Origin of the sequence: Pseudomonas cichorii (assembly GCF_015471405.1) — a bacterium.
GTDB lineage: Bacteria > Pseudomonadota > Gammaproteobacteria > Pseudomonadales > Pseudomonadaceae > Aquipseudomonas > Aquipseudomonas serbiensis.
Map to the genome: position 1 here is coordinate 250,584 of NZ_BLVZ01000010.1, position 22,482 is coordinate 273,065.

The 22,482-nt window shown below is 56.2% G+C and carries 23 protein-coding genes; 10 read left to right on the top strand and 13 right to left on the bottom strand.

The genetic code is table 11. From position 1 onward, the window contains the following. Positions 1-268: 268 nt before the first annotated feature. On the bottom strand, positions 269-1,030 hold the full coding sequence (locus JL015_RS17740; protein WP_200999907.1) for a spermidine synthase: 762 nt from the start codon (positions 1,028-1,030) through the stop codon (positions 269-271). Positions 1,031-1,192: 162 nt separating this feature from the next. Here JL015_RS17740 and JL015_RS17745 point away from each other — a divergent pair, with 162 nt between their 5' ends. Next, positions 1,193-2,539 carry a class II 3-deoxy-7-phosphoheptulonate synthase gene (locus JL015_RS17745; protein WP_200999908.1) on the top strand — a complete coding sequence of 449 codons (1,347 nt, stop codon included), beginning with the start codon at positions 1,193-1,195 and terminating at the stop codon, positions 2,537-2,539. Between the two features lie 233 nt (positions 2,540-2,772). Here JL015_RS17745 and JL015_RS17750 read toward each other — a convergent pair whose 3' ends face one another. Next, positions 2,773-3,948, bottom strand: a complete 1,176-nt coding sequence (locus JL015_RS17750) for a winged helix-turn-helix domain-containing protein (protein WP_201019377.1) — start codon at positions 3,946-3,948, stop codon at positions 2,773-2,775. 75 nt (positions 3,949-4,023) lie between these two features. Beyond that, entirely contained in the window at positions 4,024-4,770 is a 747-nt protein-coding gene (locus JL015_RS17755; protein WP_200999910.1) for a sulfite exporter TauE/SafE family protein, read from the bottom strand. 205 nt (positions 4,771-4,975) lie between these two features. Between JL015_RS17755 and JL015_RS17760 the strand changes: the two genes are divergently transcribed. From JL015_RS17760 to JL015_RS17770, 3 genes are all read left to right on the top strand, one after another. Further along, positions 4,976-5,449: a MarR family winged helix-turn-helix transcriptional regulator gene (locus tag JL015_RS17760; protein ID WP_201019378.1), complete on the top strand. Its 474-nt coding sequence runs from the start codon at positions 4,976-4,978 to the stop codon at positions 5,447-5,449. A 245-nt stretch (positions 5,450-5,694) separates the two neighbouring features. Then, the gene (locus JL015_RS17765) at positions 5,695-6,114 is read left to right on the top strand and encodes an organic hydroperoxide resistance protein (protein ID WP_201019379.1); all 420 of its coding nucleotides are present in this window, start codon (positions 5,695-5,697) and stop codon (positions 6,112-6,114) included. A gap of 25 nt (positions 6,115-6,139) precedes the next feature. Further along, positions 6,140-7,159, top strand: a complete 1,020-nt coding sequence (locus JL015_RS17770) for an alpha/beta hydrolase (RefSeq protein ID WP_201019380.1) — start codon at positions 6,140-6,142, stop codon at positions 7,157-7,159. Positions 7,160-7,225: 66 nt separating this feature from the next. Here the strand turns inward: JL015_RS17770 and JL015_RS17775 are convergent, their stop codons facing one another. After that, positions 7,226-7,795, bottom strand: a complete 570-nt coding sequence (locus tag JL015_RS17775; RefSeq protein WP_025261272.1) for an elongation factor P — start codon at positions 7,793-7,795, stop codon at positions 7,226-7,228. Positions 7,796-7,894: 99 nt separating this feature from the next. Further along, positions 7,895-9,028: an elongation factor P maturation arginine rhamnosyltransferase EarP gene (earP, locus tag JL015_RS17780; protein WP_201019381.1), complete on the bottom strand. Its 1,134-nt coding sequence runs from the start codon at positions 9,026-9,028 to the stop codon at positions 7,895-7,897. Positions 9,029-9,143: 115 nt separating this feature from the next. Here earP and JL015_RS17785 point away from each other — a divergent pair, with 115 nt between their 5' ends. From JL015_RS17785 to JL015_RS17800, 4 genes are all read left to right on the top strand, one after another. Beyond that, on the top strand, positions 9,144-9,530 hold the full coding sequence (locus tag JL015_RS17785) for a hypothetical protein (protein WP_201019382.1): 387 nt from the start codon (positions 9,144-9,146) through the stop codon (positions 9,528-9,530). Between the two features lie 3 nt (positions 9,531-9,533). Beyond that, on the top strand, positions 9,534-10,016 hold the full coding sequence (locus JL015_RS17790; protein WP_201019383.1) for a GreA/GreB family elongation factor: 483 nt from the start codon (positions 9,534-9,536) through the stop codon (positions 10,014-10,016). A gap of 110 nt (positions 10,017-10,126) precedes the next feature. Next, positions 10,127-10,333 (top strand): hypothetical protein, encoded by a 207-nt coding sequence (locus tag JL015_RS17795; protein ID WP_200999917.1) that lies wholly within the window; start codon positions 10,127-10,129, stop codon positions 10,331-10,333. A 261-nt stretch (positions 10,334-10,594) separates the two neighbouring features. Continuing rightward, positions 10,595-11,134, top strand: coding sequence for a PaaI family thioesterase (locus tag JL015_RS17800; protein WP_201019384.1), 540 nt, complete (start codon positions 10,595-10,597; stop codon positions 11,132-11,134). A 93-nt stretch (positions 11,135-11,227) separates the two neighbouring features. Here JL015_RS17800 and JL015_RS17805 read toward each other — a convergent pair whose 3' ends face one another. Together JL015_RS17805 and JL015_RS17810 are read right to left on the bottom strand one after the other, a co-directional pair. Then, entirely contained in the window at positions 11,228-12,505 is a 1,278-nt protein-coding gene (locus tag JL015_RS17805) for an HAAAP family serine/threonine permease (RefSeq protein ID WP_200999919.1), read from the bottom strand. Positions 12,506-12,758: 253 nt separating this feature from the next. Continuing rightward, positions 12,759-14,249: a DASS family sodium-coupled anion symporter gene (locus tag JL015_RS17810; protein WP_201019385.1), complete on the bottom strand. Its 1,491-nt coding sequence runs from the start codon at positions 14,247-14,249 to the stop codon at positions 12,759-12,761. Positions 14,250-14,514: 265 nt separating this feature from the next. Here JL015_RS17810 and JL015_RS17815 point away from each other — a divergent pair, with 265 nt between their 5' ends. Together JL015_RS17815 and JL015_RS17820 are read left to right on the top strand one after the other, a co-directional pair. Continuing rightward, positions 14,515-15,060, top strand: coding sequence for an RNA polymerase factor sigma-70 (locus JL015_RS17815; protein WP_201019386.1), 546 nt, complete (start codon positions 14,515-14,517; stop codon positions 15,058-15,060). 224 nt (positions 15,061-15,284) lie between these two features. Then, a complete protein-coding gene (locus JL015_RS17820; RefSeq protein WP_201019387.1) occupies positions 15,285-15,851 on the top strand; it encodes a TetR/AcrR family transcriptional regulator in 567 nt (188 codons plus the stop codon). Between the two features lie 89 nt (positions 15,852-15,940). On the opposite strand, the gene JL015_RS17825 is transcribed toward JL015_RS17820, so the two are convergent. From JL015_RS17825 to ihfB, 6 genes are all read right to left on the bottom strand, one after another. Beyond that, positions 15,941-16,273 (bottom strand): ComEA family DNA-binding protein, encoded by a 333-nt coding sequence (locus JL015_RS17825; protein WP_201019388.1) that lies wholly within the window; start codon positions 16,271-16,273, stop codon positions 15,941-15,943. A 175-nt stretch (positions 16,274-16,448) separates the two neighbouring features. Next, positions 16,449-18,452 (bottom strand): polysaccharide biosynthesis protein, encoded by a 2,004-nt coding sequence (locus tag JL015_RS17830; RefSeq protein ID WP_201019389.1) that lies wholly within the window; start codon positions 18,450-18,452, stop codon positions 16,449-16,451. A gap of 105 nt (positions 18,453-18,557) precedes the next feature. Next, complete coding sequence (locus JL015_RS17835; RefSeq protein WP_201019390.1) at positions 18,558-19,574, bottom strand: MraY family glycosyltransferase; 1,017 nt, start codon at positions 19,572-19,574, stop codon at positions 18,558-18,560. Between the two features lie 189 nt (positions 19,575-19,763). Then, on the bottom strand, positions 19,764-21,206 hold the full coding sequence (locus JL015_RS17840; protein WP_201019391.1) for an MBL fold metallo-hydrolase RNA specificity domain-containing protein: 1,443 nt from the start codon (positions 21,204-21,206) through the stop codon (positions 19,764-19,766). 407 nt (positions 21,207-21,613) lie between these two features. Then, complete coding sequence (locus JL015_RS17845) at positions 21,614-21,856, bottom strand: lipopolysaccharide assembly protein LapA domain-containing protein (protein ID WP_200999927.1); 243 nt, start codon at positions 21,854-21,856, stop codon at positions 21,614-21,616. Positions 21,857-21,880: 24 nt separating this feature from the next. Next, entirely contained in the window at positions 21,881-22,177 is a 297-nt protein-coding gene (gene ihfB / locus JL015_RS17850; protein ID WP_003369729.1) for an integration host factor subunit beta, read from the bottom strand. Positions 22,178-22,482 lie beyond the last annotated feature (305 nt).

The following is a 22,482-nucleotide window of genomic DNA, read 5'->3' on the forward strand; positions in this document are numbered from 1 at the left end:
ATACCTGACGAGGGCCTCTTAAGGCCGGCGCGCACTATACCGGAATTGCGTTTGAAAGTGAGGCTTTTTTTACAAAATATTGGCGGCTGGAGCGCTGCTTGCAGGCATCGCGCAACTGGGCAAACAAACCGGAATCCCTTGAGAGCCCGCGATTACGGGCACAATCAATTAAACGTTTCACCCATTCATGCATATGAATGGGATCACGCATCGCGACATGCGGCGAAATGTCTCACTCCAGCTTCTCGTCGAACCGCTTGATTCCCTGTCAGGTTGCCGAACGAATGTCCTTGATCAAGGGGAGCAACGAGTAGCCCAACTGCGGCGCAAGCACCTCGGCGCGGCGGGTCAGCGACTCGACGTTCAGGGTCTGCTCCAGATCGGCCGGCACGATGAGGATGACATTGCCCTCCTTCACCGGCAGTTCCCAGTAGTGGCGGTGATAAAGCCCGCGCAGCAACGCCGCCCCCAAAGGCTTGCCGTCATCGGTGGCCCACTGGTTGATGATCAGCCACCCGCCCGGATTGAGGCGCTGCTGGCAACTCTGGAGAAAATTCCACGCCAGATGCCCGGCTCCCGGGCCGACATCGGTATAGAGATCGACAAAGATCAGGTCGGCAGTTTCCGCACTGTCGAGCAGCTCAAGTGCATCGCCAATACGGATATACAGCCGCGGATCATCATCCAGCCCCATGTACTCGATTGCCAGGCGCGGGACATCCGGGCGCAGCTCGATGACTTCCACATCGTCCAGCGGCAGAAACTTCATGCAGGCTTGAGTGAGGGTGCCGGCGCCCAGCCCGAGAAACAACGCGCTCTCGGGGGCTTCATGGCACAAGGCACCGATCAGCATGGCGCGGGTGTAGTCATACTCAAGCCAGCTAGGGTCGGCAGTGAAGGTACAACTCTGTTCAATGGCATCGCCAAATTCAAGGAAGCGATACTCATCCACCTCCAGCACGCGAATCATGCCGAAATCATCATGTACTTCGGCCAGGATTCGTTCTTCGCGCTCACGCTCTTCAGTCATCACCTCTCCCGGTTGGCAATCGCGCCGAGCGCAAAGGGCGAATTGTCAGCCAAGCGAGAGCATTTGTCACAACTATCGAGCCTGCTCGTCCTGCGCGCGCTGGCAGCCCGACCCTGAACTGTTAACATGCCGATTCGATTGCATATCCCACAAGAGCCAATAATGAGCCAACCCTGGAGCCCCGACAGCTGGCGGGCATTACCTGTTCAGCAACAACCTCAATACCCTGACGCCGCGCACCTGTCAGAAGTCGAACAACGCCTGGCAAGCTATCCTCCTCTGGTGTTCGCCGGAGAAGCCCGAGACCTGCGCCGCCAGTTTGCCGAAGTTTCTCAGGGCCGTGCATTTCTGCTGCAAGGCGGCGATTGTGCTGAAAGCTTCATGGAGTTTTCGGCAGCGAAGATTCGCGACACGTTCAAAGTGTTGCTGCAAATGGCCGTGGTAATGACCTTTGCCGCTGGCTGCCCTGTGGTCAAGGTCGGGCGCATGGCCGGGCAATTTGCCAAGCCTCGCTCGGCCAACGACGAAACCATCGACGGCGTGACGCTCCCGGCCTATCGCGGCGACATCATCAACGCTATCGGTTTCGACGAGAAGAGCCGCGTCCCTGACCCGGAGCGCCTTCTGCAGGCGTATCACCAGTCCACGGCCACCCTGAACCTGCTGCGAGCCTTCGCGCAGGGCGGTTTTGCCGATCTGCATCAAGTCCATCAGTGGAACCTGGACTTCATTGCCAATTCGGCACTGGCGCAGAAGTACAGCCAACTGGCTGACCGCATCGACGAAACCCTGGCATTCATGCGCGCCTGCGGCCTGGACAGTTCGCCACAATTGCGCGAAACCAGTTTCTTCACCGCTCACGAAGCCTTGCTGCTGAACTACGAAGAAGCCTTCGTGCGACGCGACAGCCTGACCAACGACTTTTACGATTGCTCGGCGCACATGCTGTGGATCGGCGACCGCACCCGACAACTGGACGGTGCCCACGTGGAGTTCTTGCGCGGCGTCCATAACCCGATCGGGGTCAAGGTCGGCCCGAGCATGAACACCGACGACCTCATTCGCCTGATCGACACCCTCAACCCCGACAACGATCCGGGCCGCCTGAACCTGATCGCCCGCATGGGCGCCAACAAGGTCGGCGATCACTTGCCGCAACTGATTCGCGCCGTGGAACGTGAAGGCCGCAAGGTGCTGTGGAGTTCGGATCCGATGCATGGCAACACCATCAAGGCCAGCAGCGGCTACAAGACCCGTGACTTCGCGCAGATCCTCGGGGAAGTGAAACAGTTCTTCCAGGTGCATCAGGCCGAAGGCACTTACGCAGGCGGTATCCACATAGAAATGACCGGCCAGAACGTCACAGAATGCATCGGCGGCGCACGCCCGATTACCGAAGATGGATTGTCGGATCGTTACCACACCCATTGCGACCCACGGATGAATGCCGATCAGTCGCTGGAACTGGCGTTTTTGATTGCAGAGACATTGAAGCAAGTGAAACGCTGAAAAACCGTGGGGGCGACTTCATTCGCGAAGGCCGATATTCGCGACTGAAGTCGCTCCTGCGCAGACCGTGTGAAAACGTAGCGAGCGAAGGTCAGGCAAGGCGAAAACAGGCGAGGAACGGTCGGAGTCGCGCTCGACTTTACGTGTTGTAAATGAGCATTGCGATGGGGGCGCCCAGTCCGGACTCGCGCACGAGCCTGTTTTCAACGCAGCATGGCCGAGCGCAGTAGTTTTCACACGGTCTGTACGATTCGTATATCTGGCAGCCCCAGCCAGTCGGCCAACTGGCGCAGGTTTCGGGTCAATGCCTCTCTGCCCTCCTCGCCCAACCCGCGCGCCTCTTCATGCACGGCATGCACCGCCAGACAGCCTGCCGCCCGTTCGGAACGAAGGTCGACCCGCGCGGCGATACGCTCGTTGTGCAGGAACGGCAAGACGTAATAGCCGTAAACCCGCTTGTGCTGTGGCGTGTAGATCTCCAGTCGATAGCGGAAATCGAACAGCCGCTCGGTGCGCGCACGCTCCCAGATCAGTGAGTCGAACGGCGACAGCAAGGCGCTGGCCGACACTTTTCGAGGCTCCGGGATATCCGGCAGACAGAAAGCAGGCTGTTTCCAGCCTTCGACCCGAACCCTTTGCAACTCGCCCGTTTCGACCAGCTCGGCAAGAGCCAGACGGCTGGGGAGCGGATCCTGTCGAAAATAATCCCGCAGGTCCTTTTCCGTACCGACACCCAAGGCCTTTGCCGCATGCAGCAACAGACCACGCTGGGCCTGGGCCTCGTTGATTTCCGGCTGATCGAGGATGGTAGCCGGCAACACTCGCTCCGGCAGGTCATACAGACGCTCGAAACCTCGACGCCCGGCCACCGTGACTTCACCCGCAGCAAACAACCATTCCAGCGCAAGCTTCTCGGCACTCCAGTCCCACCAGGGGCCTGCGCGCTCCTGTCGAGAACTGAGGCTGCCAGCCCCCAACGCACCCCGCTCATGAACAGCCTGCAAGACTCTCTCGATAACCGGCTGCTGCTCACGACCAAAGCGGGCCAGTTGCTGATAAATACCTTCGCCCTGGGCTGCACGCTTCATCCGCCAGCGCATCAGCGGATACAGCTCGATGGGCAGCAGCGAAGCCTCGTGCCCCCAATACTCGAACAGCGTGCGATACCGCCCCTGACTCCAGGCAGCCTGATCCAGCAACGTCTGCGAATAGTTGCCCAATCGTGAATACAACGGCAGGTAGTGTGAACGAACCAGCGCATTGACCGAGTCGATCTGCACCACACCGAGTCGCCGGATCAACTGCGCGACGTGGCTGGCCTTGATGGTGGCTGGCGGCTGGCGCCCACTGAAACCCTGAGCAGCCAGTGCCAGGCGACGTGCTTGCTTGAGGGGTAGCTCTACAGACATTCAAGACTCCCGACCGAGCCTGCAACGCTAGCCGATTTTGCGACGCTCTGTCAGGACTTTAAGCGTAGAAAGACCTCAGAGCTTGAACATCAGGATCACGGCACAGAACACCAGAAACAGGCAGAACAGGTACCGCAGCAGCCGCTCTGGCATCGAGTGCGCCAGCTTCACGCCCCAACTGACGCTGGCCAGGCCACCAATTGCCAAAGGAATCCCCATGGACCAATTGACATGGTCATGCAGCGCATAGGTGAACAAGGTAATCGCCGTGCTAGGCACCGCCAGCGTCAAGGCAAGCCCCTGCGCAACAACCTGAGTCGCACCGAATACGCTGGTGAGAATCGGCGTGGCAACCACCCCGCCGCCAACCCCGAACAACCCACCGGTGACGCCGGAGCCGACCCCCAGAAGCCACAGCCAGTTGACGTGACGCAACTGCGTACTGGCCTGCCCCTTGCGCGAGAACATCTGGGCAAGGTTGAAAATCGTCAACAGGATCAGGAAAACCACGAATCCGATACGCATGTGTTGCGCATCGACCCTGACCGCCAGCAGGGAGGTCAACCAGGCCAGGAAGAAACTGGGAATGACAAGCATCAACGCATTGCGTAACAGCACACGATTGCGCTGGTTATAACGCCACAAGGCCAGCAAAACGTTGGGCAACACCATCAGCAATGCCGTGCCTTGCGCCAATTGCTGATCAAGCCCGAACAATACTCCCAGCGCCGGAATTGCGACCAGTCCACCACCAATTCCGAAGAGCCCACCCAGGGTGCCCATCGCGGCCCCCATCAATACGAACATCACAACTTCAATCACACCACGCCCCCAGTCAGCCCACGGGTGTGAATGCTACGCAGTCTTGGCCCGCAGGCATACGATCAATGCATGAGAATCCATCGGGATCCTGTGCCTGGGCCGGCTACGATTCGCATCCAGCACCCACGATCGTCCTGATTTATCTGGCGCATTAAAGATCGCAGCACTAAATTAGATACATTTTCACCGCTTACGAGGATTGGCCATGAATGCCGAAGACCGTCTTGACCCCGATACTTCTGCCGATTGCGACTCGTTGCTGCTCGATAACCAACTGTGTTTCGCCCTCTACTCCACTTCGCTGATGATGACCAAGGTCTACAAACCCTTGCTCCAGGCACTGGGGCTGACCTATCCGCAGTATCTGGCGATGATGGTGCTGTGGGAAAAAGACGGCTTGACCGTCGGTGATGTCAGCACGCGCCTGCTGACCGATCCCGGCTCATTGACGCCACTGCTCAAGCGTCTCGAAACCGAAGGCTTCATCAGCCGCACCCGCAGCAAGGAAGACGAGCGAGTGGTCTTGCTGCATCTGACAGAACAGGGACGCGCTCTTCAGCAAAAGGCCAGAGACGTTCCCGGCTGTATCCTCTCGTCCAGCGGACTGACTCTGGATAAATTGCGCGTGCTGCAGAGCGAGCTGCTGGAGCTGCGTACCCACCTGCATGACAGCCTTTAAGCGAAGCGCAAGCCATCCCGTGCCTTGCGGCGCCATGCCGACGAACGGCAAAAAAAATCATAAGCCTTTGTTTTAAATAGATTTAAATCCATGTCCGGATGACGATTCCATCCTTGCGGATGCGTAGGCAGCCCTGATTTTCAAAAATTAACTTGCGCGCCAAATATTTGCGCTATAAATTTACAGCCACTTAGTTAGCGCACAATATTTTTGCGAACAATCAAACCAGCCTGCGAGGTAATGCCATGAACACTCTCTATACCGCTGTTGCAACTGCTACCGGTGGCCGTGACGGCCGTGCTGTTTCCAGCGACAAGATCCTCGACGTCAAACTGTCGACCCCTAAAGAACTTGGTGGCGCAGGCGGTGAAGCCACCAACCCGGAGCAACTGTTTGCTGCCGGCTATTCGGCCTGCTTCATCGGCGCCCTGAAATTCGTCGCTGGCCAGAGCAAGCGCAGCATTCCGGCAGACGCTTCGATCACTGCTCACGTTGGCATTGGTCAGATTCCAGGCGGCTTCGGTCTGGACATTGATCTGCACATCAGCCTGCCGGGCCTTGAACAAGCCGATGCCCAGCAACTGGTCGATGCCGCTCACCAGGTCTGCCCTTACTCCAACGCTACCCGCGGCAATGTCGACGTACGTTTGCATGTAACCGTCTAAACCCGCCCAGGCACAGGAGTCGAACATGAAAACCTTCAGCAAAGTCTTGACCTGTACTCTTCTGGCCCTGTCCGTTGGCAGCGCCTTTGCAGCCGGCAGCACAGACATCGAGCACAACACTCAGGCCTTTCTGGATGCCTTGAACTCAGGTACCGGAAAGCCCATCGAGCAGTTGTCGCCCAAGGATGCCCGTGCGGTATTGGTCGGCGCTCAAGCCGGGGTCAAGCTGACGCTGCCCAAGGCCGAGGTCAGCGAGAAAACCATCAAGGTGGACGGTCAGTCCATCAGCCTGAACATCGTGCGACCTGCCGGTGTGAAGGGGACCTTGCCGGTATTCATGTTCTTCCACGGCGGCGGCTGGGTTCTGGGGGACTTCCCGACTCACGAACGCCTGGTTCGTGACCTGGTGGAGGGTTCCGGGGCAGTGGCGGTCTTCGTCAACTACACGCCATCACCGGAGGCGCATTACCCGACGGCAATCAACCAGGCCTATGCCGCGACCAAGTGGGTCGCCGAGCATGGCAAGGAAATCAATGTCGATGGCAAGCGCCTGGCCGTAGCGGGTAACAGTGTCGGCGGCAACATGGCGGCAGTGGTCGCCCTGATGGCCAAGGACAAGGGCACTCCGGCGCTCAGATATCAGGTGCTGCTATGGCCTGTCACGGATGCCAACTTCAATACCGGTTCCTATGACCAGTATGCCGAAGGGCACTTCCTGACTCGCAACATGATGAAGTGGTTCTGGGACAACTACACCACTGACGCGGCGCAACGTAACGAGATCTATGCCTCGCCACTGCGCGCCTCCATCGATCAGTTGAAAGGTCTGCCACCTGCGCTGGTACAGACAGCCAGTGCAGACGTCCTTCGCGACGAGGGTGAAGCCTATGCCCGCAAGCTGGATCAGGCTGGAGTGGCGGTCACGGCCGTACGTTACAACGGCATGATCCACGATTACGGCTTGCTCAACGTGGTCAGTCAGGTACCCGCTGTTCGCTCCGCGATGCTGCAGGCTTCGCAAGAGCTGAAAGTACATCTGAAGTAAAACCGGCAGAAACAAAAAACCCGCATCGCTGCGGGTTTTTTGCGTATCGGGGTTACAAGACCATGCTTATTTGGCACGGCCTTTGTAGGAACCGCCGTCACGGGTGTCGATCTCGATCATGTCGCCGATTTCGATGAAGTCAGCAACGCTCAGCTCGGTACCGTTTTTCAGTTTGGCAGGCTTCATGACCTTGCCCGAAGTGTCGCCACGAGCGGAACCTTCGGTGTAGTCGATCTGACGCACGATGGTGGTCGGCAGCTCTACGGAAACCAGACGCTCTTCGAAGAACACAGCTTCGCAAACGTCGGTCATGCCTTCTTCGACGAATGGCAGAACGGCTTCGATGTCTTCAGCGTTCAGCTCGTACATGGTGTAGTCAGTGGTGTCCATGAACGTGTAGGAGTCACCGCTGATGAAAGACAGAGTGGCTTCTTTACGATCCAGGATCACGTCGTCCAGCTTGTCGTCAGCGCTGTATACGGTTTCAGTCTTGTAACCGGTCAGCAGGTTCTTCAGCTTGGTCTTCATGATCGCGCTGTTACGACCGGACTTGGTGAACTCGGCCTTCTGGACCAGCCAAGGATCGTTGTCGATACGAATCACGGTGCCGGGTTTCAGCTCTTTACCAGTTTTCATTGCATATATCCGAATTTGGATTGAAATAGCCAAAGGCTCTGTACGAGAAATAGCCTGCGCAGGCACTTTTCGTACAGAGCCTGATATCAAGGCCGCGTATCATAGCGAATTTCGACAAAACTGTACTAGCGCCGCAGCAAGATCGGTTTGCGAGGCCTGTTCCAGACACCAGCGCTCGGCATGCTTTTCGAGTTCGGCCCAGTGAACGCCCAGCGCCAGCCAGCTTGCCCCAAGATCCCGGCCGGCACTCCAGGCCTGCCACAACTCATTCAGCGCTTGCCCGGCAGCAGGCGAAAGCCCGGCGAGGTAGAGCTCCAGAAAGGCATCGAGCTTGGGCAAATGGGCATCGCCTTCCTGCTGATAGATATGCCACAGCATCGGACGCCCCGCCCATTGGGCACGCACGAAAGAGTCCTCACCCCGCACGACATTGAAATCACAGCACCAGAGAAGCCGGTCATAGTCTTGCTGTCGGACGAATGGCAACACCTGAATGCAGAGGGCGCCACGTTGCTGCAAAGCTCCGGCCTGCAAGGCATCGGTCCCCAGCCAGCGCTGCACATCACCCAGCACACGACCTTCGGGCACCAGCAAATGGGTGGGGCGTTCATCATTGGCCAGCAGATCCAGCCAACTGCCAATGCCGGGGTTTTCGTAGGCAAACACCGAAATCAGGCGAGCACCGGCACACGGCTCGACACCCAACTGCTGCAGGAAATCTTGCTGTGCCGACTTGTCATGCTGAAAAGCCTGACGCTGCGCAATGAGCCCCTGCTCACGCAACAGACCGCCGGTCGTCTCGCGAAAGCCGGGAAAGAAAAAGAACTTCTTCAAGCCGCTCGACTGCAACGAAGGCAGACCATGGCAGCCGGTGACCCATTCTTCAGCGCTCAGATAATCCAGGTTCAGCCACAAAGGCCTGGGCGAACGCTGCAACATCGAGTCGGTGTACACGGGTGGCAGGCGGCAGGCAAAAGCCTCGATCACGACATCCGGCACCTGCGTATCCACCCAGGACTCGGGCCAGTGACAGACGCTCACGCCCTCCTGCCACTGCTGAGCCGCCTCGGCACTGGCCTGAGGATACAGGCGCACAAACGCCGACAGATCGTCGATCCACAGGCGTACGCCTATCCCATGCTCGGCCACCAACTGGCGGGCCAGACGCCAGGTCACGCCGACGTCGCCATAGTTATCGACGACGCTGCAAAAAATGTCCCAAGAGGCTTTCATCCCGGCTCCCTGAGGCTGGATTGATAAAAACGCTGATTGTCCTTCAGAACAACAGGTTTCCACCAGCGTAAGGCATGGCACAATTGCCACTGTCGCCCACGTCTGGAGTCCAGCCATGCCGTCCTACCCAAACCGTCGCGAACTGTATGTCTCCCTGAAGCTGATCCTCTGTATAGCACTAGGCATCTGGCTGGGAGCAATGGCGGTCGCGCTGACGGGCATGCTGTATTACAAGAATCTGCCACCGGCCCAGATACAGGCGCTGGAAAAAGCCGCCGCTCAACTGCGGGCACCTGCTGCGCCGCCGGTCGAGCCGGAAAACACCATGTTCCAGAAATACGAGCAGAGCCTTCGGGAAAGCGAAGCCCGTCAGGCGCGTGAGCAGGCCCAGGAGCAACAGCAGAAAAACTTCAGTCGCTCGAAATGCGACTTCTGGATGCAGCAGGACCGCACGGCCCCCAGCGATAAAAGCCGGGCGGGTATCAATCAATACTGCGGATAGACCATGAACAAGGCAGACGTTCTACAACAGATTATCGACAGGCTGAAAATCGATCTGGATATCGCTCTGCGTGCAGCGCAGACCGCTTATGAAACCGCGACCCACGAAGAAAACATCGCCGAGAACAAATATGACACGCTAGGGCTGGAAGCTTCCTACCTGGCAGCGGGTCAGGCTCGTCGTGTAGAAGAAATTCGTCAGTCGCTGGCGCTTTACCAGGGCTGGACCCTCAAGCCATTCGATGACGCGCGCGGCATTCAGACAGGTGATCTGGTCGCCCTTGAGGCCAGCAGCGATCAACCGCAATACCTGTTCATTGGCCCGGATGCGGCCGGGCTGAAGATCAATTCAGACAATCAGCCGATTACTGTCATCACCGCACGCGCCCCTATGGGCCAGAATCTGCTGGGCAAATCTGAAGGCGATACTGTAGAAATCACCATCAATGGCAACCGCCAATCCTTTGAAGTCACTCAAGCTCTGTGACACGCCCGTCATTTTCAGGGTTCCCGCACAGAGTTTTTGTGGGTAATGTAAACCGCTGTTAAACAGGGGCTACACCGCAGCAAGCAAGGACTCAATCAAGGAGATATTTCATGACGAACGTCATCGCCTTTCCTGACGCCCATGAACGTGATCGCCTGAAGTCCAGCGAAGAACCGGCGTTAAGATACTTGAACAAGAAAGAGCGGCTGCTGATCGATCAACTGCGTTCGACCAGCCATGCAGGACGCCAGTATGTGTATGACTATGCGAGCATCATGCACCTGTCAAAACCTCTGTACCCGGAGCCGGTGGATTAAAACACTAGCTCATCCATAGCACTGCCTGACTGAACGGGCAGTACGGCAATCCGCAACTTGGGGCATTCACGCCCCAATGATGCATTCCTGTACCCGCGCTTTATAAACAGCCCTCCTCCCTCGCCACTGCCTTCGCGTACCTGCTGCGCTCGAACGGCGGCACGCCATCCTTTTTTGCGCTTTACATTGCTGCAACAATCAAATAAATATTATGAGCATAATTTTTCTGACAATCCCTGTTCCGCTCAGGAGTAAGGCGCCATGCAAAACCTTTCGCGCGATGAAAAACTTGCTTTATGGCATGAGGAAGAAAGATACATGCGGGCGCGTCTGGGGCCGGTGGGTACTACCAGCCTTGCTGAAGTGGCCGCACTGGAACCTGTCGATTTTCTGGAAGGCATCGGCCGGGGTGAATTCCCCTCCCCTCCGATTGGCGATCTGATGGACTTCATCCCGTTGCAGTGGCTGCCTGGCCTGTTCATTTTCCAAGGCACACCCGACAAGCGTCACTACAACCCGCTTGGAAGCGTGCATGGTGGATATGCCGCAACATTGCTGGACTCATGCATGGGATGCGCTATCCATACCCAACTCAAGAAAGGCCAGGGCTACACAACCCTCGATCTGCGGATCAGCTATGTTCGAGCACTGAGCGACAAGGTCGGACCGGTAAGGGCCGAAGGCAAAGTCATTCATCTTGGACGTTCGACGGCGCTGGCCGAAGGCCGTCTGTATGACGTGGATGATCGTTTGTACGCCACCGCCAGCACGACCTGCATGATTCTGGACATGAACCGGTAAGTTGGGCGTAGCGCAAGGATCTGGCAGGAAGGGAATCTGAAACCAGGTAAACCTTCCACAGAGTCAGAGCAGACTCTGTGGAAGATCAATGGCTTACTGCAACAGCGAATAAACCAGCGCGGTAATCGCCACGATGCCAGCCGTTACCACGAAGATGTTGGAGAGCTTGCCAGCGTATTGACGCATGGCAGGAACCTTGTGGATGGCATACATCGGCATCAGGAACAGCAACGCCGAGATAATCGGACCACCCAGGGTTTCAATCATGCCCAGGATGCTCGGATTGAGTGTCGCGACCAGCCAGCACACCAGCAGCATGAAACCGGCAGTCACTCGGTCCAGGGTACGAGGCGCAGGACGACGACCGGTTTTCACGATCAGACCTTTCAAGCCTTCGCTGGCACCGATGTAGTGACCCAGGAAGGACTTGGCGATGGCCACGAACGCAATCAGCGGTGCGACAAAAGCGATGGTCGGGTTGCTGAAGTGGTTGGCCAGATACGAGAGGATCGAAATGTTCTGCGCCTTGGCTTCAGCCAGTTGTGCGGGCGACAGGGTCAGCACGCAACTGAACACGAAGAACAGCACCATCACCACCATCAAACCGTGGGCGCGGGCCAGAATCTGCGAACTGCGCACATCTGCGTTCTTGCCGTACAGGCGCTTCTGATCCACGGCAAAGGCTGAAATGATCGGCGTGTGGTTGAAGGAGAACACCATCACCGGAATCGCCAGCCACAGCGCCGGCAGGAACGCCGATGGCTCAGGCAAGGTGGTCGCGGTGCTCAGGATGCCGCCGGTCCAGTGCGGAATCAGGTACACCGACAGAAACACAAGCGCCACGATGAACGGATACACCATCAGGCTCATGGCCTTGACGATCAGTCTCTCGCCACAACGCACGACAGACAGCAGGCCAAGAATCAGCAGAAAGGCAAGCAACGCCCGCGGCGGAGCCTGTACGTGCAACTGGTGTTCGAGAAAACTGGTGACCGTGTTGGTCAGCGCCACGCTATAGATCAGCAGGATCGGGAAGATCGCAAAGAAGTACAGCAGCGTGATCATTGCACCGGCGCTCTTGCCGAAATGTTGCTCGACCACTTCGGTGATGTCGGCCCCGTCACGTCCGGAAAGAACGAAGCGAGTCAGACCGCGGTGTGCATAAAACGTCATGGGAAAAGCCAGCAACGCCAGCGCCAGCAACGGCCAGAAACCACCGATACCTGCGTTGATCGGCAGAAACAGGGTGCCGGCACCGATAGCGGTACCGAACAGTCCCAGCATCCAGGTTGTATCGTGACGACTCCACGCGGCTATGCTCGCGGGTTCTGCATCCAGGCGTTCTACGACGCCATTGGCCTGATCATTCATCCGGTCTAGTCTCCGTGGCCGGTTATTCAAATCGGGTGGGACATATCGAAACTTGGCAGTCAAAGGTCCCACCCAAAACAGGGGGCCGCGATTGTCAGGGATCACGGACAGAAATCAAAGAGTTATCAGACCGAAAGCCCGATCGTGAGGAGGAAATGAACGGGGATGTGCGAAGGCGTCCTGGCTTGTCCCGGATATCTGTTACAGGCCGGGTAAAGACAGAACATTCCCTACCCGACCTGACGATTGCGGATTACATCCAGCCAAGCCACTTCCAGTACGTCATGCCGAATACCAGCATCAGTACATAACCAATGATGGTCATGGGAATACCGACCCTGGCGAACTGACGGGCATTGAAGGTTTCCGTCCCCAGGCAGACCATATTCTGCGGCGCATTGATCGGCAGGATAAAACCGTAGCTGACCGCAAACCCCAGCAACATGGTCATACCCAGCCGGTTGAAATCCCCTGGCAAGGTTTGCAGCACTGCAATCAGGATCGGCAATAACGCCGAGGTCAAGGCCGTGGCGCTGGCAAACCCCAGATGAATCAAGATCAGAAACGCGCCCAGAATGGCGAAGATCCCCAGCGGCCCGACCTGATCGAGCCCGGTTCTGCTGACCACCTGGCCTCCCAGCCATTGACCGGCCTGGGTCGTCAGCAAAGCCGTCCCCAGACTGATACCGACACCGAACACGATCACTGTGCCCCAGGGAATACGTGACTGCACATCCTTCCAGGTCATGACACCCCAGCGCGGCAGAAGCAGAATCACCAGGCCTGCATAAGTCGTGGAGGTCGTATCGAAACTGTGCAACTTGCCCTCGGTCGACCAGAACAGCAGCAACAGTACAGAGACACTCAATAAGCGCTTCTGCGCGCCGGTCATCGGGCCGATGTCAGCCAGCGATTGCGCAACCGCCTCCTTGCCGCCGGGAATGCTGTCGCTTTCCGGCGGCAAGAGCTTGAGGACCAGCAGAATCAGTACACCCGACATGATCAAGGCCCAGGGTGCGCCGGCGATCAGCCAGTCGATCCAGGAAACCCGCTGCCCGAGCATCTTGTCCATGAAACCTGCCGTCAGCAGGTTCTGCGCGGCTGCCGTCTGGATACCGATGTTCCAGACGCTGGTGCCCTGGGCCACGATAATCATGATCGCCACCGCGATATTCGAGCGTTTGTCGACACCAAATGCCGCAATCACCCCCATCATGATGGGCACGACACAGGCACTGCGCGCCGTTGCGCTGGGCACCACAAGACTGAGCAGGATCGTCACGGCAATCGCGCCGATCATGATCCTGCGGGTGCTGGTGCCGATTCGCGACAAGGTCACCAGCGCGATACGCCGATCCAGCCCGGTATGGGTCATGGCGGCGGCAAGAAAGAGCGCACCTGTCACCAGCGCCAGTGCCGAATTGGAAAATCCGCTCAGGGCCATGGTGATCGCTGCGGACGATCCATAAACCACTGACGGGTCTTGCAAGGTAGGAGCCGAGCCGACCAGGAACGCCATGAGCGAGGTGATCATGATTGCGCTGGCTTCGTAGGAAACGGCCTCGGTAATCCATACCACTACGGCAAAAGCCAGAATCGCCAGCATCCGCTGACCGGCAACTGGCAAGCCTGCGGGCATGGGCAAGAACAACACCCCGATCATGGCCAGTACACCGATCACCAGACCGACCGGAATCCTTACCTTGTCCGGCGGTGCTTCAGGCGTATCTACAGAGGCGTTCATGCTGATTCCTGTATCCCATTCCATCGAAATTCACGCCCGCAAAAACGGGCACTACGGTCCCGGCCATTCTGGGCCCGTGTCGGCTTCATGCCTTTGATATCAGTCAAGCCAGGATCAGATGCCCCATCCGTGAGGAAAGAGCCCCGGATATCTGAAATTAGTTACTAACTACAATTGACAATGATTATCATCCACACTAATTTGTTGCGCGATATGTCGGGGCCTCCCTGCAAACCTCTGCTGCCATTGCTGTCAGGTGATTTCCATGCCGGAACGACTAACCACAAGTACGTGTGATACTCCTCTGCTACAGGCTTTCGTCGAAAACCGTACGATCCTGGTCAAGGTCGCAACCCGTATCACCGGCTGCACGTCCCGTGGAGAAGATGTCGTGCAAGATGCTTTCTTCCGTCTGCAATCGGCCCCTGAAATCACCTCGTCGATCAAGGCCCAGCTCAGCTACCTGTTTCAGATCGTGCGCAATCTGGCCATTGACCACTATCGCAAGCAGGCGCTTGAGCAGAAGTACTCCGGCAGCGAAGAAGAGGGGCTGAACGTGGTCGTGCATGGTGCATCCCCCGAAACCTCACACATCAACTTTGCAACGCTGGAGCACATTGCCGACGCATTGGCTGAGTTGCCCAGCCGCACTCGATACGCCTTCGAGATGTACCGCCTGCATGGTGTGCCGCAAAAAGAGATCGCCCGGGAACTGGGGGTGTCACCGACGCTGGTCAACTTCATGATTCGCGATGCGCTGGTCCATTGCCGCAAGGTTTCGCGCCAGGATGCGTCGTCCCCGTCCCCCTGATCCCCCTCTGACGAGCGGTATCATCCTTTCGTAGTATGCCGATCGGCAGGTTCTGCCTTGCGTAAAAACACGTAACATGAGCCCATCTTGAACTTGCATTGCCAAATGTGTCTAACACCCGGATGCTGTAAATGCGATTTAAGAAATCATCGCTGCATCGATTAACCTATCCATGTGAAAATACGCAGTAACAATTTAAGAGCCATAGTCGGGAGGCTCATCACATGCGTTATGCCCTGGATCACAAAGCTCAAACCCATGAGCGCATCATCAAGGAAGCGTCGGCACGCTTTCGCCGTGACGGTATTGGTGCCACAGGCCTGCAGCCGTTGATGAAAGCGCTGGGTCTGACCCATGGCGGCTTTTATGCCCACTTCAAATCCAAGGATGACCTGGTAGAGCAGGCCCTGCGTAGCGCCGCGAAAGAAGCGGAGGAAACCATCGGCAAGTTCTTCGCCATGGAAGACCCGCTGTCTGGCCTCATCGACCTGTACCTCTCGACCGAGCACCGCGACTCTCCCGAATCAGGCTGTCCGCTGCCAAACATTTGTGCAGAACTGGGGCAGACAGGCAAACCCAGCATAACCACCGATGAAATCATCCTTCATCTGCAATCGTCATTTGCCAAGGTATTGCCAGGGGAAAACATCGAGGAAAGAAGCATCAGCATCCTGTCGACACTGGTTGGAGCCCTGGTACTGTCGCGCAGTACTCAGGACGCCAAACTGTCGGAGCAGATTCTGAACAACACACGCGACAGGCTCAAACAGGAAATAAAAGAGGTTCGTTGAGCGTCCAACCCGCGAGGCTGGAGCTGCACGAGCGTCATTCCCGTGCAGAGGATGAAAGCTCGGCGATTGACCGGACTTTCAAGGCGCTATCATTCAACCGCCAACTTGTCGCGATTCTTGTCCAGAAGAGCCTTGCCAATGCCCTTTACTTCAATCAGTTCTTCGACGGATGCAAACTCACCGTTGGCTTCCCGATAAGCAACTATCGCACTGGCTTTATTTTTACCGATACCCACAAGTTCCTTTTGAAGTGTGTCGGCATCGGCCTTATTGATATTGACAGTTCCGGTTTGCTGTTGCTGGGCAACAGAATGAGGGGCAACGGTATCAGTCATCATCTGGCCAGCAGGTGCCGCCGTAACGGCAACCGAGAAGCTGGCAAGCAAGGCAAATAACAACGAGGACAAAAAATCAGTTCGCATAGATAACGCTCCATAGGATTCAAAGGCAGCACTCCAAATGCCGCCCTCATAATCTAGACCACTCGTTATCAGTATCAAAGGAACGGAAAGTGTCTACTTGTTTCCGCGCTCAATTTAAAACAGCGAAACATTTTAATTATTCTAATATATATTCAAGATATTAATGCGCACCCGATTACTTCAAGTCAGTCCCCCGGCGACGCTCCTGATATATCCAGTCAACAATTTCCCCTTCAGGGCTGTAGCCACTGACCGTTTCGCGCAGCAATTGGCGAACACTGTTGTAATCATCTTGATCAACGGCTTCAAGTAATGCCGTCAGTTGCCCTTTCAACACATCCCATTGCAGATGATCTTCGTTGGCGCTCATGATCATCGGATGCTCGGTGGCCACGACGTTTTCACCAATGAGCAATTCCTCGTAAAGCTTTTCCCCGGGGCGCAAACCTGTGAACTCGATGGAAATATCGCCTTGGGGGTTCTTCTCCGAGCGAATGCTCAGGCCTGACAGATGAATCATCTTTTCGGCCAGTTCGGTGATCCTGACGGGCTCGCCCATGTCCAGAACAAAGACATCACCTCCCTGCCCCATCGAGCCCGCCTGAATGACCAGTTGCGCCGCTTCGGGAATGGTCATGAAGTAACGGGTGATCTTCGGATGAGTGACTGTTACCGGCCCGCCAGACTGGATCTGCTTGTGGAACAGCGGAATCACCGACCCCGAAGAACCCAGCACATTGCCAAAGCGAACCATGATGAAACGGGTCTTGTTGACCTGATGGACATTGGCCACGTCACCAAAGATCACCGGTGCGGTTTCACGGCTCAATGCCTGCAGGATCAGTTCGGCAAGCCGTTTGGTACTGCCCATGATGTTGGTAGGCCTGACAGCCTTGTCGGTAGAGATCAGGACGAAGTTGGAAACTCCGGCCTGCAAAGCCGCCTGAGCCGTATGAAGGGTGCCCATGACGTTATTGGCAACCCCCTCTGCAATGTTGTGCTCGACCATCGGCACATGCTTGTAGGCGGCGGCGTGATAGACCGTATCGACCTTCCAGGTCCTCATGATGTCCAGCAGCTTTGGAGGGTTGCGTACAGACGCCAGAATAGGCAGCAACTTGACCCGCAAGGATTCACGCGCCACACGCTGCTCAAGCTCCGACAAGATGGAGTAAAGATTGAACTCGCCATGGTCGAGCAACAGCAGCTTCGTAGGCCCCAGCTCCAGTATCTGCCGGCATAACTCCGAACCAATGGAACCACCCGCCCCCGTCACCAGGACCGTCTGCCCCTTGATGCAATGCTCAAGCAGGTTTTCCCTGGCGGGCACAGGGTCACGCCCCAGAAGGTCCGCGATGTCGACCTCTTGAAGGTCATCGACCTTGACGCGCCCCGAAGCCAGATCCATGAACCCTGGAACACTTCGCACGTGCAGAGGAAAGCCCTCCAGAAACCCGAGAATCTCTCGACGGCGCCCACGTGAGGAAGACGGAATCGCCAACAGAATTTCCTGCGCACCCGTGACTTCGATCATGCGCTGGATATGTTTGGGCCTGTAAACGTGCAACCCGGAAATCACGCGGTTGGAGATCGACCTGTCATCATCGATGAAAGCAACGGGGCGCATGAGCCTGCCCATTCGCAAGGCTGCCACCAGTTGATTGCCTGCGGCACCAGCGCCATAGATGGCGACCTTTGGCAGGCCATCGTCGCGATTGGCGAAAGGCATGTGTTGTGCGGCCACGAACCAGTCGCCGAGAAAATACTGCCGCATGGCCAGGCGCAGGCCGCCGATCATGATCATGCTCAGCCACCAGTAGTTGAACATGATCGAACGGGGAACCACATGCTGGTGGTTGCTGTACAGATAGACCACGCACCCAAGGACGAGCGCAGACAGCGTTACGGCCTTGATAATTGCTATCAGAGCATCGTTACCGAAATAACGCATGACCGCGCGATACATCCCGAACCGGATAAACAGCGGGATGGCAATGATCGGCGCACTGACGAAAAGCCAGGTGTGTTTTTCAAGAGGGTTGATCAGGTCCTCAACGCCCAGACGAACGACAAATGCCATCCACAGAGCAAACCAGACCAGAAAGAGGTCAGCAACGACTTGAACTATTCGCTTTCTCCGCCGCGGCAAGGCCAGCAGCAAAGCTCGTAATCTGTTCATGCCTCCACGACCTCTCGATCCTCTACAAAACGTTACACCCGATATCCGAAGCAAATGCAGACATGCAATGTCTCAATTTAGATGAAAAAGCGCTAATACTTAAACTCAATTGGATTCCAGGCGGCCCGCATCGAATTTAAGGGCCAATATGACGAGCGGCACATAGGCAATCAGCAAGCCCGTCAAACCGTCGCCATCGAATAGCGAAACCCACAACGCAACAGGCAGAAGCCAGAAGACATTGATAAAGCCGACAGCCAGGGTCACCGGAAGGTGCCTGCCATAACGACGCGAGGCGAACTGATACGCATGGCTTCGATGGGCTTCGTATACCTTGTCTCCACGCAACAGACGGCGGGCAAGCGTCACAGTGGCATCGACGATAAATACCCCCAGCAAAATCAGCCAGGCCCAGAACAACTGAGGTGAAGCCCATGCAGCCTGCAGGGAAAGCACGCCCAGCGCGATGCCCAGAAACCCGCTGCCTGCATCGCCCATGAATATCCGTGCAGGAGGAAAATTCCAGTAGAGAAACCCCATCACCGCAGCAGCCAGCAGTACAGGCCCCCACAGCAACTCGCCAAAGCCGCCCAGTACATAAATGAGGCTGACACCGCCACAGACCGTTACCGCCTCGATGCTGGCGATGCCGTCGATGCCGTCCATGAAGTTATAGAGGTTCAGCATCCAGACCAGGTAAAAAGCGGCAAGAACATGGCCGACAATCCCGAGGTCGAGGGTGAAACCAAAGAAATCGAGTGGCGCCAATCCTCCCAGCCAGGCAAGTGCCCATGCCGCCGCACTGAAATGCCCCAGCAAACGCCAGCGTGCGGCGATGTGCCCATGATCGTCCATGAAACCGATCACGGCGACCAGTCCGCCCGCACCAAGGATGGCCATCAGAGCCGAAAACGGAATCCGGTCTCCAAGCCCCAACAGCAGAATGGCAAGCAAAAAGGCTACAACAATGGAAACCCCGCCGCCTCGCGGTGTGGGAATCTTGTGTGAGCTACGAGCATTTGGGATATCCATCAGGCTTCTGGACAGGGCGTACCTGCGAAGCACTGCCGTCAACCCTAAAGATAAAACCGCTACAGCGACTACCGAAAACCACTCAACCATTTTTTGCGTTCCAGAAAAGACCGTACTGTTTCTTCCATCGTGTCATTCACCCCCAGCAGTGATGCCCACTTGAACATCGTACAGGTTTTGGAAATATCGACCTGCAAAGAATCACAAAGCTTTTGTGAAAAACATGCCTTGCCCTGTATTACGCGCCCTGAAAACCAGAATGACTTTCAGCGTACGGGCTCAAGGTATGACCAACTCCAGACGCCGGTTTGCCAGTGAGTACTTTCGATTTAAAACATTGCCCAGCGCCTTCTTGGCACTCGCCTCGCCATGTACCAGCCTTATCTGCACTGGCCACTCGGCCATGTCCGTTACAAATCTGACCAGTTCTTCCTGATCCGCATGCGCGGAATAGCCCGCCACGGTAGAGATACCGGCACGAATCTCGAAGCGTTCTCGATCAAGCTCGACATACCCGCCCACAGGGCCATGCTTCTGAATCGCAGCCCCTGGCGTGCCCTTGGCCTGATAACCGACAAAAACCACGTTATGCCGCCTGTCTCCCAGCATGGCTTTCAGATAGTTCACGATCCGCCCGCCGGCACACATGCCATTGCCTGCGATAACAATAGCGGGTCGTGCAGTACTGGCCAGATAGTTGACCGTCTGCAAATGCCGGGCATGGCTATCGATGGTAATCAATTGAGAAAACCCCAAAGGCCGTCTTCCGCTCTTCAAGCGCTCTTGAGCATCCTCATCCCAATAGTCCTGAAATGCCTGATAGACCCCGGTGAAGCGGCTGGCCAGAGGGGAGTCGAGAATGATCGGGAGCTGCGGCCAGTCCATCGGCAAGACAGACGTGTCAGCAGGCCCGACATCCTGATCGGACAGCCTGCCCGGCAGTGTCTTGCGACGCAGGATATCTTCCAGCTCGTACAGCAACTCCTGAGTGCGACCAATGCTGAATGCGGGAATCAAGACCGTGCCATGATCCTCCAGAGCCTGGTCAATCACCTGCTCAAGACGCAATTGCCGCGTGCTGCGGTCTGCATGAAGGCGATCGCCATAAGTGCTCTCCAGCACCAGGATGTCAGCCCGCTCGGGTGACTTCGGGGAGGGAAGCATCGGTGCATGAGCCGCGCCCAGATCGCCCGAAAACACGACACGTTCCGTACGCCCTTCCAACGGATAGTGCAGATCGCACTCGATATACGCAGAGCCCAGAATATGCCCGGCACGTTGCAAACGAACCTTGCAGATCAGCGAATCAGTGTTGGCCAGAACAAACCAGTGATCGAAGGGCAAGGCAATCACGCGCTTTTCAATCAGCGCCAGATAGCGGTCAATCTGCTTGCGGTCATGGTGAAACTCAATCTTGAGGAGATCTTCCATTACCAGAGGCAGCAAATGCGCAGAAGGCTCGCTGCACAGAATAGGACCTTGATAACCCGCAGCCAGTAACCCGGGAATTCGTCCTACATGGTCGGCGTGTACATGAGTGACAATGAAAGCCTTGATGTCAGTTGGCGAAAAACCGAACTTGCCTGTGTCCGGCACCACTCTTTCATGTTGAATCGCCCCACAGTCGATCAGCAGGCTACTGGCAGACTCCATGAACAACTGGTGACAAGAACCCGTGACATTATTAGTTGAGCCGTGATGAATGATTTCAGGGAAAGACATGCAGCCACCTGTTCTATAAGCCAGCCCCTGTGAATAACGTCAGGGCGTGACATCGAATGATTGAAAGATGGACTATTCTGCGCTGCAAAGACTTATCTTCAAGTCTTGACAGGCGGGCACAAGAACAACAGAAAAAAGCGCCTGACATGGATAAACGACACTAAACACCCCGTAAATCGGGGCAAACTAAAAACAGTCTAAAAAAGACTACTATCAAGAATTAACTTTCTCTAAGAACAATAAGAAAATTCCCACAAATGAAATCAGCACATAACTTATCAGGCAAAAGACGGGCCTGGCAGCCCCGTCAAGTAAAACTCAAGGAATGCGCAGAATCGGGACAGAAGACAAAAACTGCCAGGCTCTCATAAGCTTTTCGCACGGCAGCAGGCTCCGGGATGCCTGCTTTAAATTGAACGAGCCGAGCGCGTACGCTTTTTACGCAGACTTACCAGCCAGGCAAGTACAGGCCCGACCAGCATACCCAGCAGGAGCGCCAGAACGACAGGGATGGCCTGGGAAAGCCGAGGGGCAGACCAGCCGAAAAAAACCAACGTGACAGGCTGCTGATTCTCAAGCATGAATACCGTCGTTGCCAGAACGACAAGCAACACAACGACGATCAAGATGATTCGTTTGAAGATGTGCATCCGCTGGTCCTTTGGTTATCGGCCTCAGAGGCCCTCTTCTTCATCCTCGTTGACTCGATCCCGCAACTCCTTGCCTGGCTTGAAGTGAGGAACGAATTTTCCGTCAAGACTGACAGACTGGCCCGTTTTAGGATTGCGCCCTACCCGCGGTGCGCGGTAATGCAGGGAGAAGCTGCCAAACCCGCGTATTTCGATGCGGTCGCCTGTTGCCAGGCACTGAGACATTTGTTCAAGCATGGTCTTGATGGCCAACTCGACATCCTTGGATGAGAGCAGCCCTTGATGGGTGACAATTCGTTCGATCAACTCCGACTTCGTCATATTTTTCCCTTCTTTTTCAAGCAGCTAGATCAGCGCTCCGAAGGTTTTAGCATGACCGGATGATTTTGAACAGCCCATGTATTGACTTATGTGAGCTCATATCAACCAGGCATGAATCCATGACAGGAGCATGACTGCAAAGGCGGGAATGGAGGACAAGAACAGTGACGCGAGGCAGGATGCGGCCTGCAAGGCATCTGGAGGCGTTTAAAACGTTTAAAGCACCCAGACAGCGGCTACAGAAACCCAGCGTTATAACCCCCAAATAGCGCTGTCTAGTCCTGAAATAGGTTTACACCTATCCA